Below are 15,763 nucleotides of genomic sequence, written 5' to 3'. Positions count from 1 at the left end.
TGAAAGCGCCCAATTTCCACGCGCGCAGGGGGCTTTTGCGTCTGCTCGCGGAAAGAAATAGCCTGACCGGCGTGACTGGAGCTTCGGGCGTCGGAGTAGCGACGCTGGCCGCAGACGGATCGGTGCTCGACACCTGGTTTCCCGCCCCGGAGCTGGGCGGCTCGGGTGAGTCCGGAACCACCAGGATTGCCGGGGACGACGTGCCCGCCGAGCTGGCCGGGCTGCTCGGCCGCGACGACGACCGCGGCACCGAGACGGTCGCGGTGCACACGGTCATCGGCTCGCTCGCGGACAAAGCCGTCGATGCCTACGACGCCTACCTGCGACTGCACCTGCTCTCCCACCGCCGGGTCGCGCCGCACGGACTTAACGCCGATGGCCTGTTCGGGGTGCTGACCAACGTGGTGTGGACCAATTACGGGCCCTGCGCGGTCGAGGGCTTCGAGTCGGTGCGCGCCCGGCTGCGCCGGCGCGGCCCGGTGACCGTGTACGGGGTGGACAAGTTCCCGCGCATGGTCGACTACGTGCTGCCGTCCGGAGTGCGCATCGCCGACGCCGACCGGGTGCGCTTGGGCGCGCATCTGGCGCCGGGCACCACGGTGATGCACGAAGGATTCGTCAACTTCAACGCCGGCACGCTGGGCGCCTCGATGGTCGAGGGCCGCATCTCGGCGGGTGTGGTGGTCGGCGACGGCTCCGATGTCGGTGGCGGCGCGTCGATCATGGGGACCCTGTCCGGCGGTGGCACAGAAGTGATTTCGATCGGCGAGCGCTGCCTGTTGGGAGCCAACGCCGGGCTGGGCATCCCGCTGGGCGACGACTGTGTGATCGAGGCCGGGCTCTATGTCACCGCTGGGACCAAGGTCGCCATGCCCGACGGCGGCACGGTCAAGGCCCGCGAGCTGGCCGGGGGGAACAACCTGCTGTTCCGCCGCAATTCGCAGACCGGCGCGGTCGAGGTGGTCGCCCGCGACGGTCAGGGCATCGCGCTCAACGAGGACCTGCACGCCAACTAGACCAGCGCCTCTTCACGGTCGCGCTCGATCGGCTGCGGCCAGGGCTGCGGAACCGGGCGCGGACGCACGATCTGGGGCCACCAGAACCAGCGCCCGAGCAGCGTGGCCACCGATGGCGTCATCAACGACCGGACGATCAGGGTGTCGAAGAGCAGACCCAGTCCGATCGTCGTGCCGACCTGACCGATCACGATCAACGAGCTGACCGCCATGGAGGCCATGGTGAAGGCGAACACCAGACCCGCGGCCGTGACCACCGCACCGGTGCCGACCATGGCGCGGATGAGCCCGGTGTGCAGGCCCGCGTGGATCTCCTCCTTGATCCGTGAGACCAGCAGCAGGTTGTAGTCCGCGCCGACGGCAAGCAGGACAATGACCGACATCGGCAGCACCATCCAGTGCAGCGGGATGCCCACCAGGTGTTGCCAGAGCAGGACTGACAGGCCGAACGCCGAGCCGAGACTGAGCACCACCGTGCCGACGATCACCGTCGCGGCGACCACGGCGCGGGTCAGCACCATCATGATGATGAAGATCAGGATCAGTGCGGCCGTGGCAACGATCAGCAAGTCGTAGTTGGCGCCCTGCTGCATGTCGTAGAACATCGCCGCGCTGCCGCCGAGGTAGATCTTGGCGCCCTCGAACGGGGTTCCCTTGATCGCGTCGGCCGCCGCGACCTTGAGCGCTTCGATGCGCGATATTCCCTCGGGCGTCAACGGGTCACCCTGGTGAATGATGGTGAACCGCACCGCATGTCCATCCGGCGACATGAACAGCTTGATGCCGCGTTTGAAGTCGGCGGTGTCGAAGGCTTCCGGCGGCAGGTAGAACGAATCGTCGTTCTTGGCGGTGTCGAACGCCTCGCCCATGGCCGTGGAGTTCTCCTGCATCGCCATGTTCTGGTCCTGCTGGGCCTTCTGCACCTGGTACTGGTTGAGCAACGTCTGCTTCTGGTTCTTCATCGACTGGATCTGCGCCGGCATGACGGCGACCATCCTCGGCATCAGCTCGGCCATGCGCTGCATGTCGGGCACGATCTCATCGAAGTCGGCAGACATGGTGTCGACGCCGTCCAGGGCGTCGAAAATCGACCGCGACGACCAGCAGATCGGGATGTCGAAGCAGTGCGGTTCCCAGTAGAAGTAGTTGCGGAACACCCGGAAGAAATCGTCGAAATCAGCCATGTGATTGCGCATTTCGCCGATGTCGACGGCTGTGTTGGACATCTTGTCGGCCATCCGCTGCGACACCTCGGCCAGATCCTGCTGGATGCTCATCATCTCGGTCATCGAGTCGATGCTGGCCTGCAGATCGTCGGCCTGCTTGAGCAGGTTCTCCAGGTTGGTCTGCATGTAGTCGTTGTTCATCAGCTGAGCGGTGCCGCTCTGGCCGAGGGTGTACGGGATCGTCGAATGTTTGATCGGGTCCCCGTCGGGGCGGGTGATGGTCTGCACCTGGGCGATGCCGTGCACGTGCTTGAGTGCCTTGGCGATCTTGTCGATCACCAGGAAGTCCGCCGGGTTCCGCAGGTCCCGGTCGGCTTCGACCATCATCAGGTCGGGATTCATCTTCGCCTGGGAGAAGTGCCGGAACGCCGCCGAGTAGCCGACGTTGGCCGCGACGTCATCGGGCAGGTAGATGCGGTCGTTGTAGCTGGTGTGATACCCGGGCAGCGCAAGCAGGCCGATCAGCGCGGCCGCGACGGCGGCCACCAGGATCGCTCCGGGCCAGCGAACGGTGCTGGTACCGACCCGGTGCCAGCCGGTCGAGCGGGTGATGCGCTTGGGTTCCAGAACGCGACCGAAGCGACTGCACACCGAAATGACAGCGGGCCCCAGGGTCAACGCCGCGGCGACCACGATCACCATGCCGATCGACAGTGGGAAGCCCATCGTCTGGAAGTACGGCAGCCGGGTGAAGTGCAGGCAGAACGTCGCCCCGGCGATGGTCAGCCCGGAGGCCAACACCACGTGCGCGGTTCCGTGGAACATGTTGTAGTAGGCGGCTTCTCGATCCTGACCGGCTTTGCGCGCTTCTTGATATCGACCGATCAGGAAGATCGCGTAATCGGTGGAGGCGGCAATCGCCAGCGTCACCAGCATGTTGGTGGCGAAGGTCGTCAGGCCGAACAGGTTGTGGAATCCCATAAATGCCACCAGCCCCCGTGCGGCCGACAGCTCGAGCACGACCATCACCAGCACGATCAGTGTGGTGATGATGGACCGGTAGACGGTCAGCAACATCACCGTGATGACGGCGAAGGTGAGCATTTCGATGGTCTCCATGCTCTTGTCACCGACGTGGTTCTGATCGGTGCTGGTGGCCGCGGGCCCCGTCACGTAGGCCTTCACACCGGCCGGCGCGGGAACCTCGGATGCGATGTGGCGCACCGCCTCCACCGACTCGTTGGCCAGTGTCTCGCCCTGGTCACCGGCGATGTAGACCTGAACGTAGGCGGCCTTGCCGTCGGCGCTCTGGGCGCCCTTGGCGGTCAGCGTGTCGCCCCAGAAGTCTTGGACGTGCTGCACGTGGGCGGTGTCGGCACGCAGATCGCGCACCATCTGGTCATAGAACTCGTGCGCCTGCGCGCCCAGCGGCTCGTCGCCTTCGAGCACGATCATCACCGAGCTCGAAGTGTCGTACTCTTCGAACACCTTGCCGACGCGCTTGGTGGCGATCATCGACGGTGCGTCGTTGGGACTCATCGACACCGCACGCAGTTTGCCGACGTCCTCGAGCTGCGGAACGACGACGTTCAGCACGGCGATCAGGGCGATCCAGGCCAGGATGATCGGCACCGCGAACGTCCGGATGAACCGGGGCAGCCACGGCCGCCCGGTCGGCGCGGTCATGCTGCCTTCACAAAGCAGAAGGTCTCGGCATTCACTCCGGTAGCCGTCCTTTCCTGTTTGACCTCGTCGTCGACGGTGACCCGGCAGCTGATGCTGTCGCCGTCGCCCTGGGCCAGGATGTTGGGCATCACCGAGGGCAGGGTGGTCTGCAGCGTCAAAGTCCACGGCAACGCCACATCCGCGACGCGCTGCGGCTTGCCTTCGAGGTCCATGTAGTTGATGACCGCCGTCGTGCCCGAGCCGAAGATCTCGTACGTCACGTACTTCGGGTTGAAGTCCTCGGCGTTGTCCGAAGACAAGTCGGTCACCACCACGGGATGCGAACCGAACACCGTCCGCAGCTGGGAGACCGTGAGGGCCCCCGCTGCGACCGCCACCGCGATCAGGGCCGGGAGCCACGCACGTTTGATGAGCCTGTTCATCGCTACCTTCCCGGCGCTGATATTGCGGTCGACAGCCACTGCAGGCGCTTTCGCTGTTCCAGGTAGTCAAGCTAACTACGTAAGCGGATACAGTCAATCCACTTATGGCGTTGCTCACATTAGACTCGTCGGTGTGAGTTCCAAGAAGACGGCGGGCCGCCCGCTGCGAAAGGATGCCGAGCGCAATCGGAAGCGCATCCTGGCAGCGGCCCGCGAGCTGTTTGCGAGCAAGGGCCTGGAGCCCAATCTCAACGATGTCGCGCACCATGCCGGTGTGGGAGTCGGAACCGTGTACCGGCGGTTCGCCACCAAGGAGGAGCTTCTCGAGGCGATCTTCGAAGACGGCGTCAATCAGCTCGCCGACTTGGCGGAAACAGCTCTGCAGCAACCTGACTCATGGCACGGGCTGGTCTGGTACGTCGAGCAGATGTGTGAGATCACCGCGACCGACCGAGGGTTGCGAGAGATCGCCTTCAGCAAGGCATACGGCGGCGATCGAGTGACGGCTGCCCAGGAGCGACTTGTCCCCGTGCTGAAAAGGCTCGTCGAGCGCGCGCGCGCCGACGGTCGCCTGCGTCCGGACCTCTCCGATACGGACATGCCGATCTTCGGGCTTCTGGCCGGCACGGTCAGCGAGTTCGCCGGTCACATCGACGCCGAGCTGTGGCGCCGTTATGTGGCCATCCTTCTTGACGGAATGCGTTACCGCAGTGACCAATTGCCGCTACCGGTTGCTGCACTCGACGATGACGGCGTCGAAGCCGCGATGCGCACCTGGGAGCCCGCAGGCCCCTGCTCCCCGCCCAGGGCGGGCGTTACAGCATCGCGTTGCTGATCTTGTCGCTGTCCTTGCCGATCGTCTTGCAGTAGGCGCTGACCGCCACCCGCGTCGCCGAAAGCTCCATGTTGGACGGCTCATTGCCGTGCTTGTCCTTGAGCATCTTGGACACTTCCGACCGCTGCTTCTCGTCGTCGTGGCTGTTGAACTCCTGGCAGGTGGTGTCACCGCCCTTGTTGATGACCTTGCTGACGGACGAGCACCCGCCGAGCACGAATGCCGCGACGGTAAGGACCGTCACTATGGCGAGACTGAATCGCTTCATCGGCTTCACAGCCGCGAGCCTACGTCAGCAACGCTTTCTTGAGTACCTTTCCCATTGCGTTGCGCGGCAACGCATCGACCACCCGCACCTCGCGCGGCCGCTTGTGCGCCGACAGCTGTTGGGCCACGTACGCGATCAGCTCATCGGGTTGCGCCTCGCCGTCGGAGGCGGCGACCACGAAGGCGACGATGCGCTGGCCCAGGTCCTCGTCGGGCAGTCCGACGACGGCCACCTCGGCCACCGCAGGATGGCCGAGCAGGGCGGTCTCGATCTCGCCGGCCCCGACCCGGAAGCCCCCGGACTTGATCAGGTCGACCGATTCGCGGCCGACGATCCGGTGCATCCCGTCGGCGTCGATCACCGCGACATCCCCGGTCCGGTACCAGCCGTCGGCGTCGAACGCCGCCGCCGTCGCCTCCGGCAGGTTGAGGTACCCGTCGAACAGCGTCGGCCCGCGCACCAAGAGCCGCCCGATGCTCTCTCCGTCGTGCGGGACCGGCCCGCCGTCCTCGCCGACGAGCCGGGTCTGCACGCCGCGCAGCGGCAGGCCCACCCAGCCGGGTCTGCGCTCACCGTCGACGCGGGTGCTCAGCGTGATCAGCGATTCGGTGCTGCCGTACCTTTCGATGGGCGCATGCCCGGTGAGTGCGACGAGCCGATCGAACACCGGAACCGGAAGTGCCGCACTGCCCGATACCAGCAGCCGGGCCGGCCGCAGCGCCTCGCCGGCCGCCGAGTCGGCCACCACCCGCGACCACACCGTGGGCACCCCGAAATACAGTGAACCCCCGGCGGCCGCGTAGGACTGCGGGGTCGGCTTGCCGGTGTGCACGAACCTATTGCCGACCCGCAGCGATCCCAGCAGGCCCAACACCAGACCGTGCACGTGATACAGCGGCAGGCCGTGCACCAGTACGTCGTCGGGACTCCACTGCCAGGCCTCGGCCAGGGCGTCGAGATCCGCTGCCAGCGCACGCCGGCTCAACTGCACGCCCTTGGGCGGCCCGGTGGTGCCGGAGGTGTAGATCACCAGTGCGGTGTCGTCTTCCGGCTGTTGGGCCGACCCATACGACGATCCGGCGCCGCGCCGCGCCGGAAAGTGCGGCAGGCCGGCGAGCTCGTCGGGCCGCTCCCCCAGCCACGCCTGCGCGCCCGAGTCACGCAGGATATGCGCGCGTTCGGCGACGCCGACGTCGGCGGGCACCGGGACCACCGGCACCCCGGCGAGTAGACAGCCGGCGACCGCCAGCACGGTCGACGCCGTCGGGGTCGCCAGCACCGCGACCCGCCCCACGCCGCCGAGGTCTTCGCGCACCGCGGCCGAGGCGGCCCGCAAGTCGGCCCGGCTAAGTACGGTGTCGTCGATGCGCACCGCATCGGCGATATCGTCGGTATCGGTGTCCAGCGAGGTCAGCAGCACCTGAGCGACGTTACCGGTTAGCTGTCCGGACGGCCGCAGCCGATCGGCCGAGCAACTTTCACCCGCCGCCCCTGGTATCAATGAATTCGTTCCATTAAATTTGCGGACAACTGCTCACCGAGAGGCCTACCGATGCGCGACCAGTCCGACCCGCGGCGCGGCGCCAATCGCAGTCAGCGGTTGCCACGAAACCAGCAGCGGGAACGGGTGCTGCGGCTGGTCGCCTGCGCCACCGGCGCGGTGGACGCCACCGAGATCGCCGAGCAGATGGGCTTACACGTCACCACGGTCCGCTTCCACCTCGACGCACTGTGCGAGGACGGTTCTGTCGCGCGGACCCGGATCAAGCGGGACGGCGTCGGGCGCCCCCGCACCGGATACATCGCCGTGCGTGACCGGTTGGACTACCGCAGCCTCGCCGAGATCCTCGCGATGGAGCTCGGCGACACCGCCGCCGAGCGTCGGCAGCGCGCCGAACGGGCCGGCCGACGCTGGGCCGGCCGGATCCTCGCCGAGGGCGCGTCCGCCGATCCGGCCGAGCCGAACGTGACCGCTGTCGAGGCCGGCGTCGACGACTCCGCCGACCGGATCGCGCTGATCTTCGACCGAATGGGCTTCGGCCCTGAGATCACCGCGGCAGCCGACGCCGGCGAGGGCCGGCGCGAGTGCGCGATCCGGCTGCACAGCTGCCCGGTCCGCGATTTGGCGCGGTCACACCCGGAAGTCAGCTGCGCCATGCACCTGGGCCTGCTGCGCGGGCTGCTCAACCCGGACGGAACCGACAGCGAAAAAACTGCGCTGAGCGCGGAATTGGACCCGTTCGTCGAGCCCGAGCTGTGCATCGCCAAGGTGATCGCTCGCTAACCGCACCTGGATGCGTCGGCCTCACCCGGTGACGTCCTCCTTACGCCGGATGTGCAGCTCGTCGCGTAGCCGGGGCACCATGTGCGGGTAGTGCATTTCGAAAGCCGGGCGCTCCGAACGGATCCTGGGCAGCTCGGTGAAATTGTGCCGCGGCGGCGGACAGCTGGTCGCCCACTCCAGCGAGTTGCCGTAGCCCCACGGATCATCCACGGTGACGACTTCGCCGAAGCGCCAACTGCGAAATACGTTCCACAGGAACGGCAGTACCGAAACGGCGAGGATGAACGCCCCGAGGGTGGAGACGATGTTGAACGGCTGGAAATCGTCGGTGGGCAAGTAGTCGGCGTAACGGCGTGGCATGCCCATGTTGCCCAGCCAGTGCTGCACCAAAAACGCGGTGTGAAACCCGATGAACGTCAGCCAGAAGTGCAGCTTGCCCAGCCGCTCGTCGAGCAGCCGGCCGATCATCTTCGGGAACCAGAAATAGATGCCGGCGAACGTCGAGAACACGATGGTGCCGAACAGCACGTAGTGAAAATGCGCCACCACGAAATAAGTGTCGTGGACGTGGAAGTCCAGCGGCGGACTGGCCAGCATCACCCCGGTCAGCCCGCCGGCCAAAAACGTCACCGCGAACCCGATCGAGAACAGCATCGGCGTCTCAAAAGTCAACTGGCCCTTCCACATCGTGCCGATCCAGTTGAAGAACTTGATGCCGGTCGGCACTGCGATCATGAAGCTCATGGCTGCGAAGAACGGCAGCAGAACCGCGCCGGTGGCGAACATGTGATGCGCCCAGACCGCCGTGGACAGGCCCGCGATACTCATCGTCGCGTACACCATCTGGGTGTAACCGAACATCGGCTTGCGGGAGAACACCGGGAAGATCTCGGTGACGATGCCGAAGAACGGCAGCGCGACGATGTACACCTCGGGGTGCCCGAAGTACCAGAACAGGTGCTGCCACAGCAGCGCTCCGCCGTTGGCCGCGTCATAAAGATGCCCGCCCAGGTGCCGGTCGACCGCTAAGCCCATCAGGGCCGCGGTCAGCAGCGGGAAGACGATCAGCACCATGATCGAGGTGATCAGGACATTCCAGGTGAAGATCGGCATCCGGAACATCGTCATCCCCGGAGCGCGCATGCAGACCACGGTGGTGATCATGTTCACCCCGCCCAGGATGGTGCCCAGCCCGGAGACCGCCAGCCCCATGATCCACAGGTCGGCTCCGGCACCGGGCGCATGCATCAAGCCGCTCAACGGGGTATAGGCGGTCCAGCCGAAATCAGCCGCGCCGCCTGGCGTCAGGAAGCCGGCGACGACGATCAACGCGCCGAACAGGTACAGCCAATAAGCGAGGGCGTTGAGCCGCGGGAACGCCACATCCGGGGCGCCGATCTGCAATGGCAGCACCAGATTGGCGAAACCGAAGACGATCGGCGTCGCGTAGAGCAGCAACATGATGGTGCCGTGCATGGTGAACAACTGGTTGTACTGCTCGTTGGACAGAAACTGCAGTCCCGCCGCAGCCAGTTCGGTGCGCATCAGCAACGCCATCAGGCCAGCGGTCAAAAAGAAGCCGAACGTGGTCACCATGTACAAGATGCCGATCAGCTTGTGGTCGGTGGTGGTGATGACCCGGTAGACCAAGGCCCCGCGCGGGCCGCTGCGGGGCGGGTACGGGCGCACCGGTGACAGCGCCCTGCTCGGAACGCTCCCCACGCTCACGCAACGCCCCGGTTCGCCACGTCAGCCATCGGCCCGCCTCCCGCCGAAGTCCTAGCCCCGTCGGCAGCGAGCGTGCCGGCCAGACCAGCGGTTTATAACGGTCCATGCTACGTGAAATCGGTGCCGGCGGTCAGGCGATCGCCCGGCCCGCATATGCGACGGCGATCTCGGCGGCCAGCCGCGCATTGGCCAGCACCAGTGCGACATTGGCTGCGACCGAGGCGCCCCGGGTGCCGCGGTGAAAATAAGCGAGCAGGAACGGCGTGACGTCCTTGCCGCGCACCCCCGCCGCCTCGGCGGCGGCCAATCCGTCGGCGAGCACCTGATCATGCAGGGCCCGGTCGAGTTCGGCCTCGGGGGCGATCGGGTTGGCCACCACCAGCCCGTAGCCGCCGGTGCCCAGCCGGGCACGTGCCCGCAGCACCGCGGCGACCTGCTTCGGCGTGTCGACCCGCCAGTCCACCGGGTGGCCGGATTCGGCCAAATAGAACGCGGGGAACCGGTCGGTGCGATAACCGATGACCCCGACCCCGAGCGTTTCCAACCGCTCGAGCGTCGCACCGATGTCCAGGATCGACTTGACGCCCGAACACACCACCAGCACCGGGGTGCGCGACAGGGTCGTCAGATCCGCGGACTCGTCCCAGCTTTCGCGTGCGCCGCGGTGCACACCGCCCAGCCCGCCGGTGGCGAACACCGCGATGCCCGCCGAGGCCGCCAGGTGCGCGGTCGCGGCGACCGTCGTCGCGCCGTCTCCGCCGGTGGCCGACAGCATCGCGATGTCGCGGACGCTGACCTTGACCGCCATGCCCGCGGTGGCCAGATGGTGCAGCGCGCCGTCGTCGAGACCGACGTGCGGCTGGCCCCCGATGATCGCAATGGTGGCCGGCACGGCTCCGGCCGAGCGCACCGCGTTCTCGATCTCGCGGGCGATGCGCAGGTTCTCCGGGCGCGGCAGCCCGTGGGTGATGATCGTGCTTTCCAGCGCCACCACGGCCCGACCGGCGGCCAGCGCATCGGCGACTTCGGGATGGACACGCACCGGTCCAGCCTATTGCGCCCGGCAAACATGTCGCAGCCGCCGATCGCGTCGGACCATGCTGATAGCGTCCGCGCCAGCACAGCGAGAGGGGAAGGTGCCGTGGTCGAGCAGGGACGCAGACGGCGGGGCTACGCCGCGGTCGCGGTGGCCTTGTCGCTGCTTGCGCCGGCCGCTCCCGCGGCCGCCGACCCGGCTGCGGTCGGTGCCGACGCATCTCTCGTACTGGCCAAGCTCGACACGCTCCCGGTCAAGGGCCGTGCACCCAAGACCGGCTACGAGCGCGCACTGTTCGGCCAGGCCTGGAGCGACGACGTGACAGTGCCCGAAGGCCACAACGGTTGCGACACTCGCAACGACATCCTGCGCCGGGACCTGATCGACATCGAGACCAAGCCGGGCAGCAACGAGTGCGTGGTGCTCTCGGGTGTCCTGAACGATCCGTACACCGGTACCGCGATCGCCTTCCAGCGCGGCCGGGGCACCTCCCGGGCGGTGCAGATCGACCATGTCGTGGCGTTGTCGGATGCCTGGCAGAAGGGCGCTCAGCAGTGGGATGAGACCACCCGGCGCAACTTCGCCAATGATCCGCTGAACCTGCAGGCCACCAGGGGGCCGATCAACGAGCAGAAGGGCGACGGCGATGCGGCAACGTGGTTGCCGCCCAACAAGTCCTACCGCTACACCTACGTCTCGCGCATCGTCGAGGTGAAAGCCGCCTACGGGCTGTGGGTCACCCAGGCCGAGCACGATGCGATCGCGCGGATTCTGGGCGCGCAATACGGTGCTCCCGACCAGCCGCCACCTCCGGAGGCGCCGTCGGAGGCCACACCCCCGACCGAGCAGAGCCCGACCGAACCGGTGCCGTTCGCCGGTCCGGTTGATGGGGCGCCCGCGTTCTTCCCGAACTGCGCTGCTGCCCGGGCCGCCGGCGCCGCCCCGATACTGGCCGGGCAACCCGGATACCGCTCCGGGTTGGACGGCGACGGCGACGGCATCGCCTGCGAATAGCCGCCGCGACCGTCAGCCGGCGGAGAACGGGCGTGCCATCACCTTGTGCTGAAAGCCGTACCTGGGTCCGGATCCCCTGGCGCCGAGTCCGGCACCGGCCAGCGGCATCCCGCCCATCAGATTGCCGGAACCTTCCACATCGGGGCTGATGGCCGAGATGGTGCTGACCGGTATCGGCGCGACCGACGCCGCTGCGGGACCGGCCGTCCAGCTAGCCGGGACCGACAAACGCCCGGCCGCCGCGGCATTGCCCAGCCCAGCCGCCACCGGGGCGGCGCCGCCGAGTTGGGCGCCCAGTCCAGCCGCCGGCAGCGCCGCCGGTAGCGCCCCGGCGGCTGCCTTGGCACCGTCACCGGCCGCCTTCGCCGCGGCGGTAGCCGGCGCCAGCGCCTTGGACAGGGCCACCCCGCTGTTGACCGCGCCGGTGGAGAAGTGCGCTATCGCAATGCTGCTCTGCGTCGGAGCGACATAGGACGTCCACGGGGCCAGCAAATTGGCTACCGGACTTCCGGGTGTGTATTTCAGACCCACCATCGTGTAGAGATCGCTCAACATGCTGTCCAGTGGCGACGTCGACGACTCCGCTGCTCCGACCGTCGATGAGGCAGGCGAGGTCAAGCGCGCCAGCGCGGACTGGAGCGCGGAGACCAGTTGCGCGTTCTGCGAGTCGTTCGTGGTGGTCGGATCCGGTGTGTGGAACGGTGCCACCTGCGACGCCGACGCGGACTCTCCCGCATACCCATACATGGCGGCGGTGTCGCGCGCCCACATCTCGCCGTAATCCGCCTCGGTCACCGCGATCGCCGGGGCGTTCTGCCCCAGCACGTTCGTCGAGACCAGGGCAGACAACCGGTTGCGGTTGGCATCGACAGCGGCCGGGTGCACCGTGGAAGCCAGCGCGGTCTCGTAGGCGGTAGCGGCCTGCCGCGCCCGGGTTGCGGCCTGCTCGGCTCGCGCAGCGGTGGTGTTCATCCAGTCCACGTAGGGCGCAACGGCGTGCGCCATCGACACCGACGCCGGCCCCAGCCAGTCCTGCCCCGTCAGAGCGGTGACGATGGCCTCATAGCCGGCGGCAGCCGAGTTCAGCTCGGCGGCCAGCCTGCTCCACACCGACGCGGCGGCGACCAGCGGTGCGGAGCCGGCGCCGGCATACATGCGGGCGGAGTTGACCTCTGGAGGCAATGACCCGAAATCCATTGCTGCGGACTAACTCGCCACCGCAGCGTTGACCGCTTCGGTCACCGCATACGACTCAGAACTGCTGGCCAGGGTCCGGACGAACGCCTCGTGGATCGCTGCGGCCTGTGCGCTGACCTCTTGGTAGGCGTGCGCATGCGCAGCGAACAACGCTGCGGTCAAAGCCGATACCTCGTCAGCGGCCGCCGGCGGCAAGACGGTGGTCGGGCCCGCGGCGGCTGCGTTCTGAGCGGCCACCACCGCGCCGATACCCTGCAAGCCGCTGGCGGCAGCTGCCAATGCTTCCGGTTGGGTGTTGACGAACGACATCTGCTCACTCCTAATCGTTATCCGCGCCACCGCAGTTCGGGAGGCTCTCTACTTGGCAGGCTATTCGGATCCGAAGCTGGTGTCGCCGGCCGACTCTGCCGGCGTGCGACCCCACCCGTGCGCCACACCCCGTTCAACGAAAGTTCACGAAACCATCCTGATCACTGCAAACACCTCGGAGGGGGCGCCGGAATCCGTACCGTGCAACCAGCCGATCAGAGAAATAATCCCAACGCGGATAATATCTTTGGGCGCATCCCGGAACCCGCGGCCGGCTAGCCGCCGGCCGGGTGGTGCGTTAACACGTTGTAGCGGAAGCCGTATCGGTTGACATACCCTTCGCTGCGCCGGGGCGCGCCGGCACTCATCGGCATCCCCCGCAGCAAGCCCTTGGGCTGGTTCTCGATGGAGCCGGATGCGGCAACAGCATGCGGCGCCAATGCCTCTGGACTTGTCGGCGGCGTGGCGCCGGCCCAGCTGGGAGGCACCGACAACTTGCCGACGGTTCCGGCTCTGCCGAAGCCGCCCGAAGGCGCCCTGGTCGACCATCCGGCACCGACTGGCGCGGGAAGCGTCGGGGCGATCGGCGCAGCAACGGGCGGCGCTGCGGCCGGCGCCGGCGGCACAAGCACTTTCATGATGTTGAGGATGTTGGTCGGCGTGGAGGCGAGCCGCTGAACCACCTGTTCACTGGTGGTGAAGTTCTTCAGGATCTGGGGCAGGCTCGCCTTGAGCTCGTCCCATGTCGCTGATTGCGACGGCGACGAGGAAAGTTTCTCCAACACTTCGCGGATCGCAGTGACCAGATCTGTCGTGGCCCTGCGCTGGGCAGCGGAACCGACGGCTTGTGCGAGCGCTTCCTGTTGGCGTTCTTGCCCGCCCGCAGCGGTGGTCTGCGGTGGTGTTTTGAATGGTGTCACCATCGAGGCGACCCGGGACGCTCCTGCGTAGCCATACATCACGGCGGCGTCCTGCGCCCACATCTCGGCGTACTGCGCCTCGGTCGCCGCGATCGCCGAGCTGTTCTGCCCGAGCAGATTCGTGGCCACCAGAAGGCTCAGCAGACTGCGGTTGGCTGCGACCTGCCCCGGAGGAACCGTTGCCGCATAGGCGATTTCATAGGCGCCAACGACCGAACGGGCATACCCAGACGCTTGTTCGGCCTGGGTGGCGGTCGCACTCATCCAGGCCACGTAGGGACCGACTGCGGTGAGCATCGCTATCGCCGAGGGCCCCCGCCAGGAGGCGTCGACGATCTGGGAGACCAGCGACTGGTAGAGCTCCGCTGCCGAATGTAGTTCCTCGGCAAGGGCGCCCCAAGCTGATGCGGCACCTACCAACGGTGCCGAGCCGGCGCCGCAATACATTCGTGCCGAATTGACCTCAGGCGGCAACGCTCCGAAGTCCATCACCACAAACTCCTCACCTCGTCGCTGGACACCGACCCACGTCGCCACCTGGGATCGTCGGTTTGGGTGAGGCTATTACGGCTGGCGGGTACTCCCGCAGGCGGCAGGGATATGCGTCGCGCCGATCGCGAACAGCTTCGACGGGAAACCACGTGGCAGCACAGCCCTTTTCGGCCACGGGGGGCAGATAGAATCTCGCGGCCGCTAAATCCGCGGGTGCGCGGAAAAGGCCTAGCGGTCCGATCCCAGCCGGGCTGCCGCCGCGGCGATCCGTTCGTCGGTGGCGGTCAACGCCACTCGGACGTGCTCGGCGCCGGCCGGCCCGTAGAACTCCCCCGGCGCCACCAGGATGCCGCGCTCGGCCAACCAACCGACGGTGCGCCGGCACGGCTCGCCGCGAGTAGCCCACAGATACAGGCCGCCCTGCGACAGGTCGACGGTGAATCCGGCCGCGCGCATCGCCGGCAGCAGCATCGCGCGGCGGCGCGCGTAGCGGTCGCGCTGCTCGCGTTCGTGCGCGTCATCGTCGAGGGCGGCGACCATCGCCGCCTGCACCGGGGTCGGCACCATCATCCCGGCGTGCTTGCGCACCGCGAGCAGCTCGGCCACCACGGCGGCGTCGCCGGCGACGAAGCCGGCCCGGTAGCCGGCCAGCGAGGAGGTCTTCGACAGCGAGTGCACGGCCAGCAGGCCGCGGTGGTCGCCGTCGCACACCTGCGGGTGCAGCACCGAACGCGGGTCGGCGTCCCAACCGAGCCCCAGATAACACTCGTCGGAGACCAGCAGCACCTGGTTCTCGCGGGCCCAGCCGACCAGGGCGCGTAGCTCGTCGGCGGCCAGGATGGCTCCGGTCGGGTTGCTGGGTGAATTCAGATACACCAGGGCCGGGGGCGCTTTATCGAGGCGGTCCGGCGCGTCACTGCGCACCCACGGCGCCCCGGCCAGCCGGGCTCCCACCTCGTAGGTCGGGTAGGCCAATTCGGGGACGACCACCACGTCGTCGCCGCCCAGACCCAGCAGGCTCGGCAGCCAGGCGATGAGCTCTTTGGTGCCGATGACCGGCAGCACCGCCGACTCCGCGAGACCGGTGATCCCGTAGCGGCGCTCCAGTGCTGAGACCGCCGAGGCCCGCAGCCCCGGCGTGCCGGCGGTGGTCGGATATCCCGGCGCCGAGGAGGCCGCCGCGAGCGCGTCGCGGATGACCGGGGCGACGGGATCGACCGGGGTGCCGACCGACAGATCGACGATGCCATCGGGATGCGCCTTGGCCAGCGCCGTCACCTCGGCCAACGTGTCCCACGGGAACGTCGGCAGCGCGGCTGACCTGCCGCCGGGCACGGGGCTCACGGGGCTGCGGCCAAACGCGGCGGGTTCATCGGTTCCTGATATTAAC

14 protein-coding genes are annotated in these 15,763 nt (G+C 67.5%); 4 read left to right on the top strand and 10 right to left on the bottom strand.

Going from position 1 to position 15,763, the window contains the following annotated elements:
* The first annotated feature begins 62 nt into the window (after positions 1-62).
* Positions 63-1,016 (top strand): 2,3,4,5-tetrahydropyridine-2,6-dicarboxylate N-succinyltransferase, encoded by a 954-nt coding sequence (dapD, locus tag AC5Y31_RS13835; protein WP_499981079.1) that lies wholly within the window; start codon positions 63-65, stop codon positions 1,014-1,016.
* Here the strand turns inward: dapD and AC5Y31_RS13830 are convergent.
* Complete coding sequence (locus AC5Y31_RS13830; protein WP_499980967.1) at positions 1,013-3,868, bottom strand: MMPL/RND family transporter; 2,856 nt, start codon at positions 3,866-3,868, stop codon at positions 1,013-1,015. The genes dapD and AC5Y31_RS13830 overlap by 4 nt on opposite strands.
* Complete coding sequence (locus tag AC5Y31_RS13825) at positions 3,865-4,290, bottom strand: MmpS family transport accessory protein (RefSeq protein ID WP_499980965.1); 426 nt, start codon at positions 4,288-4,290, stop codon at positions 3,865-3,867. The genes AC5Y31_RS13830 and AC5Y31_RS13825 overlap by 4 nt, the downstream gene beginning before the upstream one ends.
* A 133-nt stretch (positions 4,291-4,423) precedes the next feature.
* On the opposite strand from AC5Y31_RS13825, the gene AC5Y31_RS13820 reads away from it, so the two are divergent.
* Positions 4,424-5,125, top strand: coding sequence for a TetR/AcrR family transcriptional regulator (locus AC5Y31_RS13820; protein WP_499980964.1), 702 nt, complete (start codon positions 4,424-4,426; stop codon positions 5,123-5,125).
* Here the strand turns inward: AC5Y31_RS13820 and AC5Y31_RS13815 are convergent.
* Positions 5,106-5,393: a hypothetical protein gene (locus AC5Y31_RS13815; RefSeq protein ID WP_065025971.1), complete on the bottom strand. Its 288-nt coding sequence runs from the start codon at positions 5,391-5,393 to the stop codon at positions 5,106-5,108. The genes AC5Y31_RS13820 and AC5Y31_RS13815 overlap by 20 nt on opposite strands.
* Positions 5,394-5,412: 19 nt before the next feature.
* A complete protein-coding gene (locus AC5Y31_RS13810) occupies positions 5,413-6,813 on the bottom strand; it encodes an acyl-CoA synthetase (RefSeq protein ID WP_499980962.1) in 1,401 nt (466 codons plus the stop codon).
* Positions 6,814-6,945: 132 nt separating this feature from the next.
* Here AC5Y31_RS13810 and AC5Y31_RS13805 point away from each other — a divergent pair, with 132 nt between their 5' ends.
* Entirely contained in the window at positions 6,946-7,677 is a 732-nt protein-coding gene (locus AC5Y31_RS13805; protein ID WP_499980961.1) for a helix-turn-helix transcriptional regulator, read from the top strand.
* 21 nt (positions 7,678-7,698) lie between these two features.
* Here the strand turns inward: AC5Y31_RS13805 and ctaD are convergent, their stop codons facing one another.
* Together ctaD and AC5Y31_RS13795 are read right to left on the bottom strand one after the other, a co-directional pair.
* Positions 7,699-9,405: an aa3-type cytochrome oxidase subunit I gene (gene ctaD / locus AC5Y31_RS13800; protein WP_499980959.1), complete on the bottom strand. Its 1,707-nt coding sequence runs from the start codon at positions 9,403-9,405 to the stop codon at positions 7,699-7,701.
* Positions 9,406-9,535: 130 nt separating this feature from the next.
* The gene (locus tag AC5Y31_RS13795) at positions 9,536-10,447 is read right to left on the bottom strand and encodes a pseudouridine-5'-phosphate glycosidase (protein ID WP_499980957.1); all 912 of its coding nucleotides are present in this window, start codon (positions 10,445-10,447) and stop codon (positions 9,536-9,538) included.
* 99 nt (positions 10,448-10,546) lie between these two features.
* Between AC5Y31_RS13795 and AC5Y31_RS13790 the strand changes: the two genes are divergently transcribed.
* On the top strand, positions 10,547-11,455 hold the full coding sequence (locus tag AC5Y31_RS13790; protein ID WP_499980956.1) for a GmrSD restriction endonuclease domain-containing protein: 909 nt from the start codon (positions 10,547-10,549) through the stop codon (positions 11,453-11,455).
* Between the two features lie 12 nt (positions 11,456-11,467).
* On the opposite strand, the gene AC5Y31_RS13785 is transcribed toward AC5Y31_RS13790, so the two are convergent.
* From AC5Y31_RS13785 to dapC, 4 genes are all read right to left on the bottom strand, one after another.
* Positions 11,468-12,652 (bottom strand): PPE family protein, encoded by a 1,185-nt coding sequence (locus tag AC5Y31_RS13785; RefSeq protein ID WP_499980955.1) that lies wholly within the window; start codon positions 12,650-12,652, stop codon positions 11,468-11,470.
* Positions 12,653-12,661: 9 nt separating this feature from the next.
* Positions 12,662-12,961, bottom strand: a complete 300-nt coding sequence (locus tag AC5Y31_RS13780; protein ID WP_064854541.1) for a PE family protein — start codon at positions 12,959-12,961, stop codon at positions 12,662-12,664.
* 275 nt (positions 12,962-13,236) lie between these two features.
* Positions 13,237-14,370 (bottom strand): PPE family protein, encoded by a 1,134-nt coding sequence (locus tag AC5Y31_RS13775; protein WP_499981078.1) that lies wholly within the window; start codon positions 14,368-14,370, stop codon positions 13,237-13,239.
* Between the two features lie 231 nt (positions 14,371-14,601).
* Positions 14,602-15,708, bottom strand: a complete 1,107-nt coding sequence (gene dapC / locus AC5Y31_RS13770) for a succinyldiaminopimelate transaminase (protein WP_499981077.1) — start codon at positions 15,706-15,708, stop codon at positions 14,602-14,604.
* Positions 15,709-15,763 lie beyond the last annotated feature (55 nt).

This window comes from Mycobacterium sp. NGS18, assembly GCF_059813185.1.
This window is presented reverse-complemented; position numbering and strand designations above follow the sequence as displayed.

Coding starts and splice junctions, on each gene's coding strand:
- AC5Y31_RS13775 (WP_499981078.1), bottom strand. CDS start 14,370: ATGGACTTCGGAGCGTTGCCGCCTGAGGTCAATTCGGCACGAATGTAT.
- AC5Y31_RS13830 (WP_499980967.1), bottom strand. CDS start 3,868: ATGACCGCGCCGACCGGGCGGCCGTGGCTGCCCCGGTTCATCCGGACG.
- AC5Y31_RS13805 (WP_499980961.1), top strand. CDS start 6,946: ATGCGCGACCAGTCCGACCCGCGGCGCGGCGCCAATCGCAGTCAGCGG.
- AC5Y31_RS13780 (WP_064854541.1), bottom strand. CDS start 12,961: ATGTCGTTCGTCAACACCCAACCGGAAGCATTGGCAGCTGCCGCCAGC.
- AC5Y31_RS13815 (WP_065025971.1), bottom strand. CDS start 5,393: ATGAAGCGATTCAGTCTCGCCATAGTGACGGTCCTTACCGTCGCGGCA.
- AC5Y31_RS13785 (WP_499980955.1), bottom strand. CDS start 12,652: ATGGATTTCGGGTCATTGCCTCCAGAGGTCAACTCCGCCCGCATGTAT.
- AC5Y31_RS13825 (WP_499980965.1), bottom strand. CDS start 4,290: ATGAACAGGCTCATCAAACGTGCGTGGCTCCCGGCCCTGATCGCGGTG.